The organism is Pseudomonas sp. FG13 (assembly GCF_057809755.1).
Genome location: NZ_JBMDKO010000041.1, coordinates 23,591 through 45,677, shown reverse-complemented (window position 1 = coordinate 45,677; position 22,087 = coordinate 23,591). Strand labels below are relative to the sequence as shown.

At 61.6% G+C, this 22,087-nt stretch carries 22 protein-coding genes; 11 read left to right on the top strand and 11 right to left on the bottom strand.

Annotated features, from left to right (window positions below; all coding sequences use genetic code 11):
• Positions 1–237 precede the first annotated feature (237 nt).
• The 3 genes from ACODTO_RS23750 to ACODTO_RS23740 all read right to left on the bottom strand — a co-directional run bounded on the left by ACODTO_RS23750 (position 238) and on the right by ACODTO_RS23740 (position 3,665).
• Positions 238–1,332, bottom strand: coding sequence for a DUF1615 domain-containing protein (locus ACODTO_RS23750; RefSeq protein WP_139641817.1), 1,095 nt, complete (start codon positions 1,330–1,332; stop codon positions 238–240).
• A gap of 486 nt (positions 1,333–1,818) precedes the next feature.
• On the bottom strand, positions 1,819–2,793 hold the full coding sequence (gene hemB / locus ACODTO_RS23745; protein ID WP_175385319.1) for a porphobilinogen synthase: 975 nt from the start codon (positions 2,791–2,793) through the stop codon (positions 1,819–1,821).
• A gap of 173 nt (positions 2,794–2,966) precedes the next feature.
• Complete coding sequence (locus ACODTO_RS23740; protein ID WP_489107134.1) at positions 2,967–3,665, bottom strand: glutathione binding-like protein; 699 nt, start codon at positions 3,663–3,665, stop codon at positions 2,967–2,969.
• Between the two features lie 324 nt (positions 3,666–3,989).
• On the opposite strand from ACODTO_RS23740, the gene ACODTO_RS23735 reads away from it, so the two are divergent.
• A complete protein-coding gene (locus ACODTO_RS23735) occupies positions 3,990–4,664 on the top strand; it encodes a histidine phosphatase family protein (RefSeq protein WP_489107133.1) in 675 nt (224 codons plus the stop codon).
• A gap of 205 nt (positions 4,665–4,869) precedes the next feature.
• A complete protein-coding gene (locus ACODTO_RS23730) occupies positions 4,870–5,922 on the top strand; it encodes a permease (RefSeq protein ID WP_175361283.1) in 1,053 nt (350 codons plus the stop codon).
• Between the two features lie 225 nt (positions 5,923–6,147).
• Here ACODTO_RS23730 and mnmH read toward each other — a convergent pair whose 3' ends face one another.
• Positions 6,148–7,251 carry a tRNA 2-selenouridine(34) synthase MnmH gene (mnmH, locus tag ACODTO_RS23725; protein ID WP_175385317.1) on the bottom strand — a complete coding sequence of 368 codons (1,104 nt, stop codon included), beginning with the start codon at positions 7,249–7,251 and terminating at the stop codon, positions 6,148–6,150.
• Entirely contained in the window at positions 7,251–8,285 is a 1,035-nt protein-coding gene (gene selD, locus ACODTO_RS23720) for a selenide, water dikinase SelD (RefSeq protein ID WP_139641808.1), read from the bottom strand. The genes mnmH and selD overlap by 1 nt, the downstream gene beginning before the upstream one ends.
• Before the next feature lie 193 nt (positions 8,286–8,478).
• Between selD and ACODTO_RS23715 the strand changes: the two genes are divergently transcribed.
• From ACODTO_RS23715 to ACODTO_RS23705, 3 genes are all read left to right on the top strand, one after another.
• Complete coding sequence (locus ACODTO_RS23715; RefSeq protein WP_489107132.1) at positions 8,479–9,429, top strand: nucleoside-specific channel-forming protein Tsx; 951 nt, start codon at positions 8,479–8,481, stop codon at positions 9,427–9,429.
• An 80-nt stretch (positions 9,430–9,509) separates the two neighbouring features.
• Positions 9,510–9,794 carry a hypothetical protein gene (locus ACODTO_RS23710; RefSeq protein ID WP_489107131.1) on the top strand — a complete coding sequence of 95 codons (285 nt, stop codon included), beginning with the start codon at positions 9,510–9,512 and terminating at the stop codon, positions 9,792–9,794.
• Positions 9,795–9,884: 90 nt separating this feature from the next.
• Positions 9,885–10,472, top strand: a complete 588-nt coding sequence (locus ACODTO_RS23705) for a DcrB/PsbP domain-containing protein (RefSeq protein WP_175361280.1) — start codon at positions 9,885–9,887, stop codon at positions 10,470–10,472.
• Positions 10,473–10,778: 306 nt separating this feature from the next.
• On the opposite strand, the gene ACODTO_RS23700 is transcribed toward ACODTO_RS23705, so the two are convergent.
• The 4 genes from ACODTO_RS23700 to ACODTO_RS23685 form a co-directional block, all read right to left on the bottom strand.
• Positions 10,779–11,495, bottom strand: a complete 717-nt coding sequence (locus tag ACODTO_RS23700) for an alpha/beta hydrolase (RefSeq protein WP_489107130.1) — start codon at positions 11,493–11,495, stop codon at positions 10,779–10,781.
• Between the two features lie 63 nt (positions 11,496–11,558).
• Positions 11,559–12,671: a M14 family metallopeptidase gene (locus ACODTO_RS23695; protein WP_489107129.1), complete on the bottom strand. Its 1,113-nt coding sequence runs from the start codon at positions 12,669–12,671 to the stop codon at positions 11,559–11,561.
• Positions 12,672–12,772: 101 nt separating this feature from the next.
• Positions 12,773–13,552 carry an ABC transporter substrate-binding protein gene (locus ACODTO_RS23690; protein ID WP_139641794.1) on the bottom strand — a complete coding sequence of 260 codons (780 nt, stop codon included), beginning with the start codon at positions 13,550–13,552 and terminating at the stop codon, positions 12,773–12,775.
• 237 nt (positions 13,553–13,789) lie between these two features.
• A complete protein-coding gene (locus ACODTO_RS23685) occupies positions 13,790–14,224 on the bottom strand; it encodes a rhodanese-like domain-containing protein (protein WP_139641792.1) in 435 nt (144 codons plus the stop codon).
• A 101-nt stretch (positions 14,225–14,325) separates the two neighbouring features.
• Here ACODTO_RS23685 and ftrA point away from each other — a divergent pair, with 101 nt between their 5' ends.
• Positions 14,326–15,294, top strand: coding sequence for a transcriptional regulator FtrA (gene ftrA, locus ACODTO_RS23680; RefSeq protein WP_175361276.1), 969 nt, complete (start codon positions 14,326–14,328; stop codon positions 15,292–15,294).
• Positions 15,295–15,398: 104 nt separating this feature from the next.
• Here the strand turns inward: ftrA and cobF are convergent, their stop codons facing one another.
• Both cobF and ACODTO_RS23670 read right to left on the bottom strand, forming a co-directional pair.
• Positions 15,399–16,154: a precorrin-6A synthase (deacetylating) gene (cobF, locus tag ACODTO_RS23675; RefSeq protein WP_489107128.1), complete on the bottom strand. Its 756-nt coding sequence runs from the start codon at positions 16,152–16,154 to the stop codon at positions 15,399–15,401.
• Positions 16,151–16,717, bottom strand: a complete 567-nt coding sequence (locus tag ACODTO_RS23670; RefSeq protein WP_139641787.1) for a histidine phosphatase family protein — start codon at positions 16,715–16,717, stop codon at positions 16,151–16,153. The genes cobF and ACODTO_RS23670 overlap by 4 nt, the downstream gene beginning before the upstream one ends.
• A 286-nt stretch (positions 16,718–17,003) precedes the next feature.
• On the opposite strand from ACODTO_RS23670, the gene ACODTO_RS23665 reads away from it, so the two are divergent.
• The 5 genes from ACODTO_RS23665 to ACODTO_RS23645 all read left to right on the top strand — a co-directional run bounded on the left by ACODTO_RS23665 (position 17,004) and on the right by ACODTO_RS23645 (position 21,998).
• The gene (locus ACODTO_RS23665) at positions 17,004–17,858 is read left to right on the top strand and encodes a MurR/RpiR family transcriptional regulator (protein ID WP_489107127.1); all 855 of its coding nucleotides are present in this window, start codon (positions 17,004–17,006) and stop codon (positions 17,856–17,858) included.
• A gap of 2 nt (positions 17,859–17,860) precedes the next feature.
• Positions 17,861–18,505, top strand: coding sequence for a cysteine hydrolase family protein (locus ACODTO_RS23660; RefSeq protein WP_139641783.1), 645 nt, complete (start codon positions 17,861–17,863; stop codon positions 18,503–18,505).
• Positions 18,502–19,851: a glutamine synthetase family protein gene (locus ACODTO_RS23655; protein WP_175361273.1), complete on the top strand. Its 1,350-nt coding sequence runs from the start codon at positions 18,502–18,504 to the stop codon at positions 19,849–19,851. The genes ACODTO_RS23660 and ACODTO_RS23655 overlap by 4 nt, the downstream gene beginning before the upstream one ends.
• Positions 19,835–20,587 (top strand): N-formylglutamate amidohydrolase, encoded by a 753-nt coding sequence (locus ACODTO_RS23650; protein WP_139641779.1) that lies wholly within the window; start codon positions 19,835–19,837, stop codon positions 20,585–20,587. Before ACODTO_RS23655 ends, ACODTO_RS23650 begins: the two co-directional genes overlap by 17 nt.
• Before the next feature lie 61 nt (positions 20,588–20,648).
• On the top strand, positions 20,649–21,998 hold the full coding sequence (locus ACODTO_RS23645; protein WP_139641777.1) for an APC family permease: 1,350 nt from the start codon (positions 20,649–20,651) through the stop codon (positions 21,996–21,998).
• Positions 21,999–22,087 lie beyond the last annotated feature (89 nt).

Here is a 22,087-nt window from a genome sequence, read left to right as displayed (position 1 = left end):
GCTGAAGGTGGTTCGGATCGCTTGATCGAGAATCGCGTTGCTGAAGGTGGTTCGGATCGTTTGATCGAGAATCGCGTTGCTGAAGGTGGTTCGGATCACCTGACTCAGAATCGCGCATGACCTGCCGCCCTGCTCTGCCCGACAAAAGCCCGGTCTTATCCACCGGGCTTTTTTCATGGTCGCCGTTCGCCAGGCTCTGTGTGAAAAGCTTTGAGTATCAAGGCTTTCATACAGAGCCTAGCGTCCCGCCGACCGCGCCATGCACCGCTGATAGCGCTCGTCCACCCGCTTGGCAAACCATGCAGTGGTCAGCTTGCGGGTGATTTTCGGGCTCTTGAGTACGATCCCCGGCAACACCGCACGAGGTAACGGCTTACCCTCGGCCTTTTCAGCCAGTTCGAAGACGCGCTTGTAGAGTTTACTGTCCTCGAATGCCAGGCTGTCGCCCTGCTCCAACTGATCGCGAATGGTCGGGTTACGCATTCCCAACGATTTCCCAAGCGTGCGCACCGCCAGCTCGGTGCTGCCGGGCATGATGGAGTCATGCTGGATCAGGTCACCGTCGAGGGCGAGAGAAATGCCTGAGGCGCGACTCACGGCATGCTGGAACGCCGCGTTGCGGCTGGCGTACCAACCGGCATTGAAATCGGCGAAGCGATACAGCGGCTCGGTGTAGCTCACCGGATACCCCAGCAAATGCGCAATGCCGAAGTACATCCCACCGCGCCGGCTGAACACTTCCTGGCGAATCGACCCCTCCACCGTATAAGGATAATGTCGGGCATTGGCCTGGGCGAAGGCGATACTGACCTGCATCGGCCCGCCGGTGTGCACCGGGTTGAAACCGTCGAACAACGTTTTGCCCAACGGCACCATGCCAATGAAATCATCGAAAATGCCGCTCAGCTCCTTTTCGCTGCGCACCGCGGCGAGCCGGTCGCTGTAACTCTTGCCGTTGGATGAACGCACCTGGAGTGCGCCGCTGACCAATAGCCCGGGAATATGCAACTTCGCCGCACGGCGATCGATTTCCTGCCGGGCAATCTTGCCCAGTCCCGGCACCGTGGGGTCGGCCTGGAATGTCGACTCCTGCTCAGCGACAGCCAGTACCGAACAGATATTCTGCGTCGTAGGCGGGATCTGCTGCGCGGTTAACGCATCATAGATATCCGTGGCCCAGCCTTCGCGATCCGCGGTCTTGGCCGGCAACAACCGCACGATCTGCGCCTTGACCTCGGCGGGCTGGCGCTCGGGCTCCTGGACCTGACGACTGCCACAACCGGCCAGGACCAGCAGCGCCGGGAGAATGAACAACCATCGATTGAAAGGCATAGGGCTCCATCAGGTTTGTACTCCAGAGCACCATACGATCAAAAGCTGGGACAGGCTATATTCCGTCGTTTGCCACACGGATAAAACCGGCTCGGTAACCACCGGAAAACCCATGTGGGAGCCCGGCTTGCCCGCGAAGACGGTGGCACACACAACATCAATGCAAACTGACCCACCGCTATCGCGAGCAGGCTCGCTCCCACATGGGATCTGGGGTGGATTCGAGTTCGGTGAACACCCTTAAACATTGTGGGAGCGAGCCTGCTCGCGATGACGGCGGCACAATCAACATCGATGCAAACTGACCCACCGCTATCGCGAGCAGGCTCGCTCCCACAAGGGATCTGCGGTAGATTCGATGTCTGTGAACACCCTGAAGCACTGTGGGAGCGGGCTTGCTCGCGATGACGGTGGCACACAAAACATCGATGCACGCTGACCCACCGCTATCGCGAGCAGGCTCGCTCCCACAGGGGAATGGTTGGATCAGATGCCGCTCAGTGCCAGGTCCATCGCAAAGTAGGTGAAGATCAAATCCGCTCCCGCCCGTTTGATCGCGCCAAGGCTTTCTCGCACCACTCGGGCTTCGTCAATGGCGCCGGCCTGGGCGGCGAATTTGATCATCGCGTATTCGCCACTGACCTGATACGCCGACAACGGCAGGTTCGACGCCTGGCGAATGTCACGGATGATATCGAGGTAGGCGCCGGCCGGCTTGACCATCAGCGCATCGGCGCCTTCCTGTTCATCGAGCAGGGATTCGCGCAACGCTTCGCGACGGTTCATCGGGTTCATCTGGTAGCTCTTGCGGTCGCCCTTCAACGCGCTGCCGCCAGCCTCACGGAACGGGCCATAAAGCGCCGAGGCGAATTTGGTGGAATAGGCCATGATTGCCGTCTGGCTGAAGCCAGCTTCATCCAGCGCCTTGCGAATCGCCTGGACCTGCCCATCCATCGCCGCGGACGGAGCGATGACATCGGCACCGGCGCGGGCCGCTGCCACGGCTTGCCGGCCCAGGTTGAACAGGGTCAGGTCGTTGTCCACTTCATGCCCATGAAGCACGCCGCAATGACCATGATCGGTGTATTCACAGAAACACGTGTCGGACATCACAATCATTTCCGGCACAGCGTCCTTGCAGATCGCGGCCATGCGCGACACCAGGCCACGCTCGTTCCAGGTGTCGCTGCCGTCGCTGTCCAGATGATGGGACACGCCAAAGGTCATCACCGACTTGATACCAGCACGGGCATATCGCTCGATCTCGCCAGCCAGTTTCGACTCAGGAATGCGCACCACGCCCGGCATGCTCTTGATCGGCACGAAGTCATCGATTTCTTCTTCGACGAAAATCGGCAGGACCAGGTCGTTCAACGTGAACTCGGTTTCCTGGAAAAGACTGCGCAGGCTGGCATTACGACGCAGGCGGCGTGGACGTGCTTCGGGGAACTGGCTGGACATGGGACTCCTGGGCAAATGGGGGGCAATCACAGGGGGCCAAAGCTTATGCCTTGGCCACCCCGGGTACAAACGACACCTGGAAAACAGTGTGTTACCGGCAGAGCAATAATCCGCTTACACGCTCAGCGAACCGTTGATACAAGTCAGTGCCCTTGAGCCGCACACCGCTCTGCTCACTCGGGAATCTTCAAACCCCGGACCACGGCCGGCCGCGCCAGGAAGCGCTCCAGCACCCGCGTCACGTTGGGGAAGTTCTGGATCCCCACCAGATCGCCGGCCTCATAGAACCCGATCAAGTTGCGCACCCATGGGAACGTGGCAATGTCGGCAATGGTATAGCGCTCACCCATGATCCAGTCGCGCCCTTCCAGGCGACCATCGAGTACCTTGAGCAAACGCCTGCTTTCCTCGACATAACGGTCGCGAGGACGCTTGTCCTCATAGTCCTTGCCAGCGAATTTATTGAAGAAACCCAGCTGCCCGAACATCGGCCCGATACCGCCCATCTGGAACATCAACCACTGAATCGTCTCGTAGCGCGCCGCCGATTCCTGGGCCAGCAGTTGACCGCTCTTGTCCGCCAGGTAAATCAGAATCGCCCCGGACTCGAACAACGCCAACGGCTGGTCCCCCGGACCATGGGGATCGAGAATCGCCGGGATCTTGTTGTTCGGGTTGAGTGAGAGGAATTCAGGGGAGAACTGATCGTTGCTGCCAAAGTCCACTTTGTGGGGTTCGTAGGGCAGGCCGATCTCCTCCAGCATGATCGAGACTTTCACGCCGTTGGGGGTTGGCAGGGAGTAGAGCTGGAGCCACTCGGGGTATTGGGCGGGCCATTTCTGGGTGATGGGAAATTGGGGCAGATTGGGCATGGGAGCTCCATGGCGGAAGGGAAATGCTGGAGCATAATTCAGGATCGGGTGGATGGCATCAGGAAATGCCACCCTCCTGACGGTCACAGAATTCACGCAGGCCGTTATTAATTTCGCAACATCCTGTCGTTAATGTTCATGCCATCTCATGGAAGAGAGCCGTGGCAGGATCGAACCAAAGGGCTTCAGGAGACTCAGAGCAATGCCCCGAGGAATCGAAGCGGCGTAACGACAAGGAAAACATCCGAAGCCAAGGCTTCGCGGTGCCAGGGTTTGTCAGCCTGACTCGAAGCCTGACTCGAGACAGCCGAAGAACATAATCCGATGATCAACCCACTGAAGTTCACCCGACACCTCCAACGCCGTTCATGGCTGATCCTGCCGACGCTGCTCGTGATCTGCGGTCTGGCGTTGTCGCTGGAGTCCAGCGTCAGTCGCGCCCAGCCAGTCGACGGCATCCAGACCCTGGTGTTCCTGCGCCACGCCGAAAAACCCGCCGGCGGCCTGGGCCAACTCAATTGCCAGGGTCTCAATCGCGCCATCGACCTGGCCACCCTGTTGCCGCAAAAGTTCGGCAAGGCCGACTACGTATTCGCGGCCAACCCGACCCGCAACGTTGAGGAAGGCGAGCGGGATAACTCCTATAGCTATATTCGCCCGCTGATGACCATCAGCCCCAGCGCGATCAAACTCGGCTTGCCGGTCAATATCGAGTACTCGGCCAACGACACCAGCGCCCTGGCCGACGAATTGCTGCACGACAAGTACCACAACGCCACCATCTACACGGCCTGGTCCCACGGCTATCTGCCGGAACTGATCAACAAGGTGGCTGGCGAGGCCGTGGGCAAGAAGCAGACCATTGCCGAAGACTGGGAATCGGGGGATTTCGATTCGATGTACGTACTGACCCTGACCTGGCACAACGGCAAGGCCAGCCTCACCAGCCAGAGCTACAAGCAGGGCCTGGATAACAGGCAGGAGACCTGTCCGACGTAAGCGGCAGGCATCGTAGGAGCTGGCGAAGCCGCGATCTTCTGATTTTGATCTTTCGCTTGAGGCTCAATTGTCAGTGGAGAGATCGCAGCCTCGTTGCACTCGACAGCTTCTACAGGACGGAGCCCGGCGCAAGCGCCCTCACCACAGCAAGCGTCCTCGCCACAGGGTATGATGCGTCTACATCCCTACTGCCCGGACCTTCTCCATGTCTTTATCTTCTGCCGCTCCCGTTCGGGGCTGGTCGTTCTGGTGGAAACCCGCCCTGTTCCTGCTGGTGGCTTGCGTCGGCCTGTACTACGTCAAATGGTCGCCCTACTACCTCAAGGCGTTTGTCGCCGCCGATAACCACAGCATCGGCGGTTCGATCCTCAACGATGCACAGACCACGCCGCTGATGGCCGCGCTGACCTACGCCAAGGTGTATTTCCTGGCGATCTGGAAAGCGGCGGTGCTGGCGGTGATCCTGGGCTCCCTGTTGCAGGTACTGATTCCCCGTGACTGGCTGTTGCGCCTGTTCGGCCAGGCCGGCTTTGCCTCGACTCTGCGCGGCGGGCTGTTCGCCCTGCCCGGCATGATGTGCTCATGCTGCGCGGCGCCGGTGGCGGCCGGCATGCGTCGGCAGAATGTCTCGGTGGGCGCGGCGCTGGCCTTCTGGATCGGCAATCCGGTGCTCAATCCCGCGACCCTGGTCTTCATGGGCTTCGTGCTGGGCTGGGGCTTCACCGCCCTGCGACTGGTGGCGGGCATTGTGCTGGTGTTTGGCGTGTCGATGGTGGCCCAGCGCATCGCCCGGCCCGACGTGTTACCCGAGGCGGCCGTCGAAGCCGTGACCGAGGCCAGCGCGGTCGATGCGCAGCCTTTCCTGGCGCGTTGGGGACGGACCTTGTGGCAATTGTTCTGGAGCACCATTCCAGTCTATGTGCTGGCTGTGCTGGTCCTGGGCGCCGCACGGGTCTGGCTGTTTCCCCATGTCGATGGCGCCATGGCCGACAGCCTGGTCTGGCTGGTACCGCTGGCTGTTGTCGGCACGCTGTTCGTGATTCCCACCGCGGCGGAAATCCCTATCGTTCAAACGATGATGACCCTGGGCATGGGCACCGGACCGGCCGTGGCGTTGCTGATGACACTGCCGAGCATCAGCCTGCCGTCGCTGCTGATGCTGCGCAAGGATTTCGATGCCCGGGTGCTGGTGACCGTGGCGCTGTTGACCATGTTGGTCGGCATCGTCTGCGGGTTGATCGGAGCGGTGTTGCTTTAAGGTTTCAAGCCTGACATCACCGCCGGATGATCCACCGCTATCGCGAGCAGGCTCGCTCCCACAGGGGATTGGCAGTGGACGCCTGATCTGAAATAACCCAGAAACCTTGTGGGAGCCGGGCTTGCCCGCGATGGCGGCGGCACAGCCAACATCAATGCAAGCTGGCCCAACGCCTTCGCGAGCAAGCCCGCTCCCACAGGGCTTGCGGTGCGCCTGACCCGGGGTTCATCCTGTCCGGGCGGCGCGCTCACGCAGATACTCGAGCACAGCCGCCTGCTCCCCCGCAAACTCGATCCGACTCCCCTTCTTTTCCCGCTGGAACACGTACATCGGGTCGTAATATTCACGCAGCAACCCGTCGATCCAGCCACGATGCAAGTCGACAGCCCCGCTATCGGCCTGCTCGGCCAAGGCGGCTTCCATGATTGCCATCAGGCGCCGATGACGGTCGCCCCCCAGGCGCTTGTGGATGTTGTTCAAACTCGCCAGCAACCGTTCGGAAAACAGCGAGAACCCTTCCTCGCCATATACGGCGACAAATTCGGCGCTCAGGTTGATGACGTAATCACGGAGAATCCGCTCGACCCGTCGTTCCACACTGTCTTCAAGCCAGACCACCGGGACCTGTTGCATGCGCTGGTACAACGGCAACGGTAACGCGCAGCTGCCGACCATGCGGCTTTCATCTTCCAGCACGAAATGCTCGATACCGGCGGCGCGCTTCTTCAGCACATCCACGGCCAGGCGGTTCTCGAAATCGATGTTGGAAGGCTGCCCCGTGGCCCGCTTGCCGAAGCTGGAACCACGGTGATTGGCGTGACCTTCCAGGTCCAGTCCGTTGCCCAGCTGGATCAGCATCTCGGTCTTGCCGGTGCCGGTCATGCCGCCCAGCAAGACGAAATCACACTGGGCGACCGCCTGCTCGACAGTGTCCAGCAGGAACGTACGCATCGCCTTGTAGCCGCCGCCAACCCTGGGGTATTCGATGCCGGCTTCGTCCTTGAGCCATTGCTGGACGATCTGCGAACGCAGGCCGCCTCGAAAGCAATACAGAACTCCGTCAGGATGGGCCCGGGCGAAGTCGCTCCAGGCCTGGATGCGGTGCGCCTTGGTGTCGCCGGACACCAGCTGATGCCCCAGGACGATCGCCGCCTGCTGACCCTGTTGCTTGTAGCAAGTACCGACCCGCTGCCGCTCGATGTCCGTCATCAGCGGCAGATTGACCACGCCGGGAAAGGCCCCCTTGAGAAACTCGACAGGCGCGCGAGTGTCCATCATCGGCCGGTCATTGAGGAAAATGTCGCGGTAATCGGTAATGTCGTTGCTCATCAAGACACCTCGACCGCGTTGGTCTGTCGCTCGACCAACTCGCCAATCGGCTCCAGCGCAAAGCCCAGCTCCGCGGCTACCTGAAGAAACTCGCCTTCGCCTTGCGCCGTCACGGCGATCAACAGGCCGCCGCTGGTCTGCGGGTCGCACAGTACGCGCTTGTGCAGCTCCTGGACACGGCCGACCCTGCTGGCGTAACTGTCGTAGTTACGTAGCGTACCGCCTGGTACGCAACCCAGGTCCAGGTAGTATTCGACGCCCGGCAGGCGCGGCACCGCATCGTAGCGGATGCGTGCGGTCAACTGACTGCCATCGGCCATTTCCACCAGATGCCCGAGCAGACCGAAACCGGTGACGTCGGTCATGGCCGTCACGCCATCGAGCTTGCCGAAGCGGCTGCCGGGCTTGTTGAGGGTGCACATCCAATCCCGGGCCAGGCCAACGTCGGCGGCGCGCAATTTGCCCTTCTTCTCCGCCGTGGTAAGGATGCCAATGCCCAGGGGTTTGGTCAGGTAGAGGCGGCAACCGGCAGTGGCGGTGTCATTGCGCTTCATGTGGCGCTTTTGCACCAGTCCAGTGACAGCCAGGCCGAAAATCGGCTCAGGCGCATCGATCGAATGCCCGCCAGCCAAGGGTATACCAGCCTCGTCGCACACTGAACGCCCGCCACGGATCACTTCCCGTGCGATTTCCGGGGCCAGCACATTGACTGGCCAGCCGAGAATCGCAATGGCCATCAGCGGATCACCGCCCATGGCATAAATGTCGCTGATGGCATTGGTGGCGGCGATGCGGCCGAAATCGAAAGGATCATCGACAATTGGCATGAAGAAGTCAGTGGTCGACACCACCCCGCGCTCTTCGTCGATGGCATACACCGCGGCATCGTCCCGGGAGGCGTTGCCGACCCACAACTTGGGATCGAGGTTCTGCGCACCGCTGCCGGCCAGGATCACTTCCAGCACTTGCGGCGAAATCTTGCAGCCGCAACCGGCGCCGTGGCTGTACTGGGTCAGGCGAATGGGCTCGCTCATGGGCATACCTCCTATCAGTCAAGGTGAGCGATTCTAGCAGCAACGTCGATGCTCCAGTGCTCATGCCGCAATGGCCAGGGAAAACTGGTACGGGATGTGCAAACGTTTGCGAGCCCCATCAAGGCCTTCTGATCGGGCCATTTTCCTTACATCCAGGAACACGGGCTTCGGCCCGCACGAACAAGGACTTTCCATGCATTTCATTTCCCGGCGTCGCGCCGTGCCCGGCGTATTCGCAGCCTCCCTGCTACTGACCACCGTTACCGGATTACTCAGCACTGCAACCCACGCCGCACCCGCCGAGGCGTCTGCCCAGGGCGAAGCCCTGAGCCCCGAAGCCACTGCGCCAAAAAAAGGCGCCTACCTGTCGGATTGGTACAATCAGAACCTGACGATCATCGGTAGCAAGGACATCAGCTTCGGCCCGCAACCGGTCGACGATGTCTACCTGGAGTATGAATATTTCGGCCGCAAGGGGCCGTTCGAACTGTACGGCTACGTCGACATTCCGAAAATTTTCGACATCGGCAACAGCCACGACAAAGGCGCATGGGACCACGGCTCGCCGCTGTTCATGGAGCACGAACCGCGCATTTCCATCGACTACCTGGCAGGCCGCAGCCTGGCCATCGGGCCGTTCAAGGAATGGTATGTGGCGTTCGACTGGATCTACGACCACGGCAGCAACAGCGCCAATCGCGGTAACACCTTGTACAGCGGACTGGGCACCGACATCGACACCCATTCCAGGGTCAACCTGTCGGCCAACTTCTACGGTCGGTATCAATGGGAAAACTACGGTGCCAGTAATGAATATTCCTGGGATGGCTACCGCGCCCAACTCAAGTACATCGTGCCGATCAGCCGGTTCAGCAACGGTGCATCCCTGACTTACATCGGCTTCACCAACTTCGATTTCGGTTCGGATCTGCACAAGGACAATCCGGCGCGCACCGCCAACGCCACGGTTGCCACCAACGTATTGCTGTACTCCTTCACCCACCTGCGCTTCACCCTGGTGGGCCGTTACTTCCACAACGGCGGCAACTGGGAAGACGGCAGTGAGCTGAACTTCGGCGATGGCAACTTCCGCGCCCGCTCCGATGGCTGGGGGTACTATGCTGGGGTAGGTTATCAATTCTGATCGGGGGCATTGGCGATGGAATTTTCGTTCATCGCGAGAATCACTTGAACATCAACCGCGTGCTCAACAGGAGACTGCCGATGCCCCTTTCCCCCGCCGCTGCCGACAGCACCCACCTGGATTACGGCCTCGACACGCTGTTCGGTCGGGAAACCAAAAGCGTCGACTGTCAGTTCGATGTCAAACGCCTCGATGACGGTGAGCCGCCATGGTTCGCGCTGCACATCCGGCCACCGCTGCCGGAGGATCTGGAGAAGGCCCAGATCGTGGTGTTCACTGCCGAGGGGCGGCGGATCAGTGGGATCGTCCGGCGCGCCGAGCGCCTGGCCGATGGCAGCCTGCAGCTGGATGTCGAGCCTGACTGACGCGTCTGGAAGCCTTCGCAGCACTGGAGTCCGGCGCGATGCCCGTGGGATGATCGGCTTCCAAACACGCCCTCCACGCCGAGAGTTTCAATGTCATTGCTGAGAAAACACACTGCTGCACTGTTGCTGACAGCCGTTGCCAGTCTGGTTGTCGTGCCTGCCTATTCGGCCCCGGCTAAAGCCGCCGGCGATCTGCCGGCTCAGAAAGTATCGATGCTGGGTGGCAAATTTGTCTTTACCTTGCCCAAGGGTTTCACCGCGACTGCCCTGCCTGCCGGCGATGCCGCCCAGGGCACGGCAGGGGCGACGGGGACCATGTACAGCAATGCCACCAGCAGAACCGTGGTGATCACGGCTGAAAACACCATCGTCAATGGTGCGAAGGTGAAGGATGACGATGCTGCGTTTCTCGACACGACCATGGCCGGCTTCGCCGCCCAGCGAAGCAAAGCCTTGCCGGATGCCAAGATCCTCAGCGAAAAAAGCCTGGCCCTCAAAGGCAGTGGCCTGGGCCTGCGTCAACTCGACACCAGCGCCACCCAGGGCGGCGGGCCGACCCTCGACACCACATTGCTGGGAGCCTCCGGCACACGCATGGCCGTGGTGCAGATCATCTCCCGGGCCAGTGACAAGAACGGTCATGAAGCGTTGGTGAAACAGATCGCCAGCGGCAAGTGATGGCCTGGGCGCGGAGTGCCTGAGGGACCGCGTTGCTTCATTCGCGAGCGAGCCCGTTCCCACAGGGGGGCTTCGGTGTGACATGAATCCTGCGAAGGCCTGAACCCAGGAGTGGGAGCGGGCTTGCTCGCGAAGGCGGTGGGTCTGCCTGCCTTGATGTTGGATGTGCCGACGTCATCGCGAGCAGGCTCGCTCCCACAGGGTTTTGCGGTGGGCATAAATCGTGTGAACGCCCGGGAGCAAATGTGGGAGCGAGCCCGCTCGCGATAGCGTCAGCCCATGCAACAGAGATTCAACCTGAAACCGCTAGGGATTGAGCCGCTCCAACCAGGCCCGCAGGTCCTGCGCTTCCAAGGCACTGATGGTATGCCCGACACCCGGATAGGCATGAAACTCCGGCTCCAGGGCCAAGGTCTTCAGGAACGTGTCGGCTTCGGTGCCATCGTGGTAGGGGATGATCGGGTCTGCCGTGCCGTGGCCGATGAACACCGCCAGCGACCGCCGCGATTCGTCGGGGGTCAGCTCGGCTTGCAGCACGGACAGAACCCGCCCGCCCATCGCCGCGATACCACCGACGGCTTCGGGGTGTCGCAGGGCGACTTCGTAGCTCATCATCGCGCCCTGGCTAAAGCCCACCAGATAGACCTGGCTGGCATCCGTCGGGTATTTGGCCCGGGCCTTTTCGATGAAATCCAGCAGCATCTGGCCGCTGGCCTTCAAGTCCGAGGTGTCGCCGTCATAGGCGCCCTCGCCCCGCTTCGCAAACCACTGGTAATGACCGGTCTCCATGGTCTTCGGCGCCCGCACCGAGAGGTAGTTGTAGTGTTGGGGCAGCTCGTCCCTGAGCTCGAACAGATCCTGTTCGTTGCTGCCGGAACCATGCAGGAATATCACCAGCGGCCGGTCCCTGGCCTGCTCGTCGGCCTGGGCCAGATAACTGAGTGGCAAGTCCGTGTGCAGCGAGGGCTGGGCCTGCAACCCGGACGAGACCAGCAACAGGAACAGGGCGAACGCTTTGAACATTGATCTTCCTCCATCATTCGATAGCCCATGGCAAGGGCCGTACGGTGAGGTAGACAGCACTTTTCAGTCGTTGGTCAATTTCCCGGTGCGTATCGGCTCACGTCCCGCCACTTTCGCCTGCCAGATCCCGGGCTGGGTATAACGCCCACGGTCCAGGGCGAACAGCACGCCGCTGGTGCCGGCCCGTACCGTGGTAACCCGATCATCCAACGGGTCGACCACTTCGAACAAGGGGTCGCCCCGCTCCACCCATTCACCCGCCTCGCGCAGGAAACTCACCACGCCATGGTGCGGCGCGAACAGGTACTCGGTGCCCTCGAAAGGAAATCCTTCACAGCATTGGGCTGGCACCGACGGCCAATCGCCGCCGATAAAACCCTGCTCGGCGAGAAACCCGAGGATGGCCTCGCAATTGGCCTGGGCCTGATGCACCCGCGTGTCGCCCATGCTCCCCAGTTCCAGGGTGGTCGCCAGGTTGGCCGGCGGGATCGCCGCCTCGGGAAAAGCCCTGGCCAGACGCAACCAGGGGGTGGAGCAGGATTCGTCGAACGAACTGCCGCCGGAGTCCTCGCACAGCAACGCCACGCCGGCTTTCAACCGTGCAGCCAGGGAGCGCCACTGCGGCCATTGTTGCGGCAAGGCGTACAGATGAATGGCTGCCTCGAAATCGCAGTGCAGGTCGAGGGTGATATCGGCATCGCAGGCATGGCGCAGCAGGAGACGATGCAGGGCTTCGAGCTGCGAAGGGGCTGCCGGCAAATCGTCCAGGACCTGGAGCATGGTCTGGCGGATCAAGGTGATATTGGCCGCCGGATCGTCACCCAATCGGTCGCCGACACGTTGCGCCACCGGGGCGCTGAGCTCCACGAAGGAGCGGTTGAAGTTCTTGCCGCTGCCCAACTCGAAACGCCCCATGTGGGCGCTTTGCAGATGTTGATCCAGGCCGATGGGGTTGGCCACCGGCACCAGCTCGATCACGCCCTTGAGCAAACCCTGGGCCTCAAGCGCGTTGAGCCGTTGCTTCAGCTCCCAAGCCGTGCGCATGCCGGGCAACTCATCGGCGTGCAGGCTGGCCTGGATGTAAACCTTGCGTGGGCCATGGCCATAACGAAACACACTGAGCCGACGTTCGGTGCCGAGGTGGCTCCATGGCAGGGTATGGTCGATGCGTTGCATGAAATCTCCAGATACGAAAGCGCTCATCGCGCAGGGTAAAACAATCGCCCATGAAAAAGGTGGCCGACCGCGTCAACGGTGGGCCACCTTGGTTTCAACGATCAATGCCCGTAGATGTCGAAGGCGAAGTACTTGTCCTGCACTTTCTTGTACGTGCCGTTGGCACGGATTTCGGTGATGGCGGCGTTGAATTTCTCGGCCAGGGCCTGATCACCCTTGCGCACGGCAATGCCGGCACCGCCGCCGAAGTACTTCGGATCGTCGTAGGTTGGGCCAACGAATGCGAAGCCTTTGCCCGCATCGGTTTTCAGGAAGCCATCGTCGAGGTTGACCGAATCGGCCAGCATGGCATCGAGACGACCGGCGACCATGTCCAGGTTGGCTTCCTGCTGGGAGCCGTAGCGCACCAGGTTGATGCCCGCCGGCACCAGCACTTCGGTGGCGAAACGATCATGGGTACTGGCCCGCAGCACACCGACCTTCTTGCCCTTGAGTTCGGTCAATGGGTCCTTGATCCCGGAACCTTCCTTCATCACGAAGCGTGCCGGGGTGTGGTAGTACTTGATGGTGAAATCGACGTTTTTCTTGCGGTCGTCGGTGATGGTCATGGACGACAGGATCGCGTCGATTTTCTTCACCTTCAACGCCGGGATCAGGCCATCGAACTCCTGCTCGACCCAGACACACTTGACCTTCATCTGCTCACACAACGCATCACCGATATCGACATCGAAACCGGCCAGTTTGCCGTCAGGGGTCTTCATCGAGAAAGGTGGGTAACCGGCTTCGATCCCGAGGCGCAACGGCTGGGCGTCAGCGGCCATGGCCGACAAGGACAATACGGACAGTGCCAGGGCACCGAACATTGCTAGCTTCTTCATTTTTGCTCCTGAGTGCGCAGGTTTTTTATTGGCAGATCGTAGGCAGCGTTCGGTTGGCAAAAACCGAAGTGGCCGGGAGTCTAGAGGGGCACTCAGAGGGGAGATTGTGTTGAGGCGACAAATAGTTATAAAAATAACCAGGTGTGTCCGATGTCCTTGAAGTTTGCGAAAAACCTGACAGGACAACTGCTGTGGCGAGGGAGCAAGTCCCTTGCCACAGCAGATCGCTGCAAAAACTCAGCAGTCGCAGCTGACCGCCGTGTCCGCCACCCGCTCCACCAGGCCGGTCAGGCGAAAACCCTCGTCGAGCCAGCCCATGACACCGCCGATCATTTCCTTGACCGGATAGCCCAGGGTCGCCAGGCGGACCGCCGCCTTGTTCGCGCCGTTGCAGTGCGGCCCCGCGCAATAAACCACGAACAGCGTGTTTGTTGGATAAGCGGCCAGCGTCTGGGCGGTGAGCGAACGCGTCGGGATATTGATCGCGCCTGGCACATGACCGCGCTCATAGGCCAGGGCCCCGCGGACATCCACCAGCACAAAATCGACCTCGCCGGCCTGTTGGCTGGCATGAACGTCGGAACAATCTGTTTCGAACATCAGACGACGGCTGAAATGCTGCAAGGCAATGTCAGACGGAGCAGCAGGCACTTCGCTAACCGGGCTGGGCATTGTGGATACTCCAAGGGGGATGGGGGCGTAAGGAGACTTTATCCGCCCTATGCTAACCGCTAAAGTGGCGCACAAGACACTCAGTGGGAATTTTCCGCCAAATGCAGCCCTCCCCCGGCCTGGTCGCCGTCCTCGTCTATGACGGCTTGTGCACATTCGAATTCGGCGTTGCCGTCGAGATTTTCGGACTGGCCCGACCCGAATTCGATTTCCCTTGGTATGAACACAGGATCGTCGCCGTCGATGACGGCCCGTTGCGCGCCATGGGCGGCTTCCAGGTGCTGGCCGACGGTGGCATGGAGCTGCTGGATACGGCCCGGACCATCGTGATCCCCGGCTGGCGCAGTCGCAGCGAGCCACCGTCCGAGGACTTGCTGGAAACACTGCGCAAAGCCCATGCCCGAGGTGCGCGCCTGCTGTCGATCTGCTCCGGGGCATTCGTGTTGGCGGCCGCCGGGCTGTTGGACGGTCTGGGGGCCACGACCCACTGGCGCTACACCGATGAATTGGCCGAAAACTTTCCGGCCATCCTGGTAGATCCGGACGTGCTGTACGTGGATTCGGGCCAGGTCATCACCTCGGCCGGCAGTGCAGCCGGCATCGATGCCTGTCTGCATCTGGTGGCGCGAGACTTCGGCGCCCAGGTCGCCAACACCGTGGCGCGCCGACTGGTGATGCCGACGCAACGCACCGGCGGCCAGGCGCAGTTCATTCCGTCGCCGGTCAGCCGCACCCCGCGTAGCGATCTGTCCGGAGTCATGCAGTGGGCCCGTGAACACCTGCATGAGCCCCTCGGCGTGCGCGAACTCGCCAGCCAGGCGGCCATGAGCGAACGGACGTTCCTGCGCCGCTTTACCCAGGCCTGCGGGCTGTCGCCCAAGGCCTGGCTGCAGCACGAGCGCCTGGCCCGCGCCCGCGAACTGCTGGAAAGCACCCAGGACAAAACCGACAACATCGCGCAGCTGTGCGGCTACCGCTCGGTGGAAAGCTTTCGCGTGGCGTTCCGCAGCGTGGTGGGGCTGGCGCCGTCGGTGTATCGGGAGCGGTTTGGGCGGGGTGAAGCCAGATGATCAGCGATCAAAACTGGCGAGCACCGTTGTGAAGAGGAGATTTATCTGTGGCGAGGGGATAAATCCCCTCGCCACAAAATTGATGCAGCGGCGCCATTCGGATATCAACGCTTGCGCAGTAAATAGGTGTCCATGATCCACCCATTCGCCAACCGCGCCGCCTTGCGGGTACGCTCGATGTCATCGACCACATCCCCCAACCGACCGGCGATGAGCAGCTCATCCGGCGTCCCCAGGTAGGCGCCCCAATAAATATGCGTATCGGGATCGCTCACCTGGCGGTACGCATCCTCGGCATCGAGCATCACCACCACACTCACCGCATCCCCCACCTGGCCCGCCGCCAGCCGCCGCCCGGTGGTGATCTCCAACGCGCCGCCAATGCTGCTCAACGGTACTTTGTGTTGCGCCGCGAGGGCCTGGACGCTGGTGATACCCGGAATCACCTCGAACTCGAAAATGCAGCGCCCCGTCTCAAGAAGGGTCTGCAGGATGCGGACGGTGCTGTCGTACAACGACGGATCGCCCCATACCAGGAAGCCGCCGCACTGCCCGTCGGACAGTTCTTCATTGATCCATCTTTCGAAGGTCGCCTGCTTCGCACGGTTCAGCTCTTCGACACTGCCGGTGTAGTCCGGATCGCCGCGGTGGCGTTCGGGACTGCTGGCTTCAACGAAACGATAGGGACGATCAACGATGTAGCGCGCGCAGATGTCACGCCGCAGGTCCAGCAGTGTGTGCTTGGCGGGGCCCTTGTCCATGAGAAAAACCACATCCACCCGATTCAGGGCCTTCACCGCTTGCATCGTCAGGTAATCCGGATCACCGGCGCCGATACCGATGACTGAAAGCTTCTTCATGCCCGCAACTCCTGGGTGCGCAAGCGCCACACCCCGTTGAAACGCAACTCAAGGGAAGACAACGGTTCGACGTCGATCCGGTTGAAGGCGGCTGCAGGGCATTGCAACACGTTCATCAGGGCCGCCCGGATCACGAACGGATGAGTGATGGCCAGCAAGTGCCCCGGTTCATTTTCCAGGCTTGCCAACCAGTCCCCGACACGGCGGCACAGCCGGTCGATGGACTCACCGCCATGGGGAATCGCATGAGGATCATCGAGCCAGGCTTGCAGGTGTTCCGGTTCGGCCTGGAGCAACGCCTCGATGGATAACCCGCGCCACCGTCCCAGATCACAATCGGCCAGGGCCTGGACCACCCGGAATTCGTCGCCAAACAATGCCGCGGTCTGGCGGGTGCGCAGCTCAGGCCCGCACAGGACGTGCCCGACGTTTCGATACCCGTGACCAGCCTCCGGGCGCCTGGCGAGCCAGTCTGCGTCCAGTGATTCGTCCAGCGCGAAACGCGCCTGTTTCTGAGCGACGGTTCGGGCATGGCTGATCAAGGTCAGACGAGTGGCTTGCACGCGGGACGCTCACACTAACGGGGGTGGATACTGGGATATTTTCGTGTAGGCACCTTATATGAAATCAAATATCCGAGACAAAAAGTCGTTATGTCTGACACGGAAAAAAGCATTGGCTGACATACCACGCCATCCAAGCCTGGACCCCGCCCTACAGGACTTTCGCACCATTTTTGGGCATTTTAAACGAAACGTAAAAACCGCTGGACATGTAGTAGTCGCTACATAAATACTGTTTTCAGGAGTTATGAAAGATATTCAACACCCCATCCAGCAAGGAGCACGGATGCCGCCTCTCAGGGACCTTATTACCGATCCCGGCTTGATCTTGACGCCGTCGGAACGCAAGGTCGTACGTGCTCTGCTTGATCATTACCCGCGCAACGGCCTCGGTCCGATGTCGCGCCTGGCCGAACATGCCGGCGTCAGCGACCCGACCATCGTGCGGCTGGTCAAAAAACTTGGATTCGGCGGCTATGCCGAGTTCCAGGATGCGTTGCTGGTCGACATGGACCACCGACTGCGCTCTCCCCGCACGATGTTGCAGCCTCGGATCAAGTTGCAACAAGGTGACACCTGGAGCCAGTATCTGCTGGCCAGCCAGCGCAGCATCCTGGAAACCCAAGTCCTGACCCAGCCCGAAGACGTGCGCATTCTCGTGCAGTGGCTGCTCGACACCCGGCACCAGGTGCATTGCTTCGGCGGACGCTTCAGCAGCTTCCTCGCCCATTACCTGTTGAATCACCTGCGCCTGCTGCGGGCCGGCTGTTTTGCCCTGGAAGACAACGCCCAACTGCCGGATCGGCTGTTCGATGTGCAGCGCCAGGATGTGGTGCTGATTTTCGATTATCGTCGCTACCAGGCCCAGGCCCTTCGTGTTGCCAGCGCGGCCAAGGAACGCCATGCCCGAGTCGTGCTGTTCAGCGATATCTATGCCTCGCCATTGCGCGAACTGGCCGACCTGATTATCAGCGCGCCGGTGGAGTCAGTCTCAGCCTTCGATAGCCTGGTACCGGCACTGGCTCAGGTCGAAGCGCTGGTCGCCTGCCTGACGTTGCAATGCCCTGGCCTGGCCGAGCGCCTGGACGGTATCGATGCCTTGCGCACCGAGTTCAACACGCATCTGTTGGAGGAAAAATAAGGATGTTCTCGCTCCCTCACCGCTCCCCTCGGGATCTGCCGTTCACCCGCGACCACACGGCATTGCTGCTGGTCGACATGCAACGCGCCTGGCTGGAACCGCAGTTCGATGCGCACCTGGACACACCCGAGGCCGGCTATTTTATCCGCCGCGCCCGCCAGACTGTGATTCCCAACCAGCAACGGCTGCTCGACGGAGTGCGTGCAGCCCGGCAGAACGTGTTGCACACCCATATCGAAAGCCTCACCGCCGATGGCCGCGACCGCTCCCTGGACCACAAGCTGTCGGACATGCACTTGCCCAAGGGTAGCCCGCAGGCGCAGATCATCGCCGAGCTGGCGCCCCTGGAAAACGAGATCGTGCTGCCCAAGACCTCCTCGGGGGTCTTCAACTCCACCAATATCGACTACGTGCTGCGCAACCTGCAGGTCCGACACCTGATCGTCGCTGGCATCGTCACCGACCAATGCGTCGACATGGCCGTGCGCGACGCCGCCGACCGCGGTTATCTGGTCACCCTGGTGGAAGATGCCTGCGCCACGTACACCGAACAGCGTCACCTGGCCTGCCTGAACGCTATCAAGGGTTATTGCTGGATCAGCGACACCGACACCGTGCTCGGTCGCTTGCAGGAGATGCAACCATGAGCCGTCTCGAAGCCGCAACGCTCACTCCGCTGCCCGTCACCACGCTGGTGAGCACCGACCTGATCGGCGTGACCCGAGGGCGCTCGTTTCCCAGCGATGAACTGCCTCACTACGTCACTGCCGGTTGTGGCTGGGTACCGGCCAACAGCGCGCTGACGCCCCAGGACATCATTGCATCGACCAATCCCTGGGGGGCGTATGGCGACCTGCGGCTGGTGCCGGACCTGTCCAGCCGGGTCACCATCGGCAACGGCCCCGACGCCGCGGCCCCGGCGCTGGATTTCATCCACTGTGACGTGCGCGAGACGGATGGCCGGCCCTGGAGCGCTTGCCCACGCACGCTGCTGCATGACGAAGTGGAACGCTATCGCACCCAGTTGGGCTTGCAGGTCTTCGCCGCGTTCGAGCATGAATTCAATCTCAAATCTCCCCTGCCCCAACCCGATCGTCTGGCCTTCAGCCTCCAGGCCCAGCGCCAGCAGGCCGGGTTCGCCGGGTGGCTGCTCAGTGCCCTGCGGGCCGGGGGCGTCGAACCGGAAATGTTCCTGCCCGAATACGGCAAGCATCAATATGAAATCACCTGTCGCCCGACCCTGGGCGTCGCCGCCGCCGATCGCGCGGTGAACGTGCGGGAAATCACCCGCGAGATCGCCCGGCAGATGGGCCTGGAGGCGAGCTTCGCGGCCAAGACTTCGGCAGAGGCCGTGTGCAACGGCGTACACCTGCACCTGAGCCTGCAAGACCTGGATGGCGATCCCGTGCTCCACGACAGCGCGAGCAGCAACGGCTTGTCCAGCCTCGGTCGACACTGGGCCGCCGGTGTGCTGCAGCATCTGCCGGCGCTGTGCGCGCTGACCGCGCCGACGCCGGTCTCCTACGAGCGCCTGCAACCCCATCATTGGAGCGCATCCTACGCTTGCCTGGGACAGCGCAACCGCGAAGCGGCGCTGCGCATCTGTCCGACCGTGAGCCTGGGGGGCAAGCCGCTGGCGAACCAGTACAACCTGGAATTCCGCGCCATGGACGCCACCGCGTCACCACACCTGGCGATGGCGGCCTTGCTGATCGCTGGACGACTGGGCATCGAGCAACGGCTGGCGCTCAATGCCGTCACCGATGAAATACCCGACGACTTGACTGAGGAAGAACGTCGAACTCGTGGCATTATCGCCCTGCCGACCACCCTGGCCCAGGCACTGGATTGCCTGCGTCACAGCGGAGCGTTGTTGGATGCCCTGCCCGGCCCGCTGGTCGAAACCTACTTCGCCTTGAAGGCTCAGGAACTGGCCTTGACCCAAGCGCTGTCACCTGCCGAGCGATGTGAGCACTATGCGCGAATCTATTGAGTGCGCCGAGTCGGGGCTTTACACCGAGCCGCCCTACCGGCTGATCCGGGAGAACGCCGAGCACCCATTGATATTGGTGTGCGAACACGCCAGCCGCTTCATCCCTGCCGCATTGAATGACCTGGGCCTGGACGAGACGGCGGCCAATGAACACATTGCCTGGGACATCGGTGCCCTGGCGCTGGCAGAACGTCTGTCCGAGACGCTCGGCGCAACCTTGCTGGCGGCCAACTATTCCCGCCTGCTGATCGACCTGAATCGCCCGCTCCACGTGCCGGACAGCGTCCCGCCCCAGAGCGAGATCTACCAGGTCCCGGGCAACCAGTCCCTGGACGAAGCCACTCGGCAGTATCGCCAGCAATGCCTGTTCCACCCGTTCCATGACCGGTTGCGGTCGCTGATCGACCAGCGCCTGGCCGACAACCGACCGACGCGAGTGGTGGGCATCCACAGTTTCACCCCCGTGTTCTACGGCCAGCCTCGCGCACTGGAAGCAGGCGTGCTGTTCGCCGAAGCCGCGGACTACGCCCAGCGCATTGTCGATGGGCTGAGCCGGCATTCGCTGCGGGTGGCAGGCAACCAGCCCTACCGGATCAACCCGTTGAGCGACATGACGGTCCCGGTCCACGGCGATGGTCGCGGCCTGGACTCGGTGTTGATCGAAGTGCGCAACGACCTGCTGCGCAGTCCCGAGGCGGTGCGCACCTGGAGCGCCTACCTGGCGCCGCTGCTGTAACGAGCAGCAACAAACGATAGAAAAAACAAAATCAATGATTGGCTGAAAAGGAGAACGGCTTGTGAGTATCGAGGCATTTGGCTACAAACAGGAATTGAAGCGCAGCCTGTCGCTCACGGACCTGGTGGTCTACGGGATGATCTTCATGATCCCCATCGCACCGTTTGGTGTGTATGGCTACGTGAACGCCGAGGCGCCGGGGATGGTCCCGCTGGCGTACATCATCGGCATGGTGGCGATGCTGTTCACCGCACTGAGCTACGGCAGCATGGCCCGGGCCTTCCCGGTGGCCGGTTCCGTCTATTCCTACGCCCAGAGAGGCCTCAACCCACACGTCGGCTTCATTGCCGGTTGGTTGATGCTGCTGGATTACCTGCTGATCCCGCCGCTGCTCTATGTCTACGCCGCCATGGCGCTGAATCACCTGTATCCGGACATTCCCAAGGTCGGTTTCATCCTCGCGTTCCTGGTGAGTGCGACCTTCGTCAACCTGCGGGGCATCACCTTCACAGCGCGGATGAACATCATTTTCCTGCTGGCCCAATTGGTGGTGCTGGGGATTTTCCTGTTCTACGCCTGGAATGCCCTGCACGGTGGGGCCGGTAACGGCCAGATGACCCTGGCGCCGCTGTACAGCCCGGAGCACTTCAACTTCGCCCTGCTGATGCAAGCCGTGTCGATCGCCGTATTGTCGTTCCTCGGGTTCGACGCCATCTCCACCCTGGCCGAAGAAATCAAGGGTGACCCGGGACGCAGCATCGGCAAGGCAGCACTGGTGACCTTGCTGGTGATGGGCGCGATTTTCGTGGTCCAGACCTGGATCGCCACGGACCTGGCGGCGGGCATGGGCTTCAAGTCCGCCGACACCGCCTTCTATGAAATCGCCGAACTGGCGGCCGGCAGTTGGCTGGCCACCCTGACCGCCGTCGCCACGGCGCTGGCGTGGGGCGTGGCGGTGGCGATCACCTCCCAGGCCGCGGTGTCGCGCCTGCTGTTCGGCATGGCTCGGGACGGCAAGCTGCCCAAGGTACTGGCCAAGGTCCATCCGAAACACAACACGCCCTACATGAGCATCTATCTGGTGGCCGTGCTGTCACTGCTGATCTGCTACCTGTTCATCGACGCCGTTGACACCCTGACCTCCCTGGTCAACTTCGGCGCCTTGAGCGGCTTCATGTTGTTGCACATCACCGTGATCAACCACTACTGGCGCCGCCAACGGTCGGGCCAACTGATCCGTCACCTGATCTGCCCGCTGGTGGGTTTCGGCATCGTCGCGGCCATCATGTACAACATGGGCGTGGATGCACAGAAGCTGGGCCTGGTCTGGATTGCGGCGGGCCTGGTCTACCTGTGCGTGCTCAACAAGTTCGGCAGCCACACCGCCCTGCCCGACCCGGCAGGTCATTGAGATTCGGGGCTGGTCGCAGGGATCGGCCAGCCACGGCTGTAGTAGTAAGCGTTACAACGCGTGGACATCGACAGTGATCGTCAAGCCCG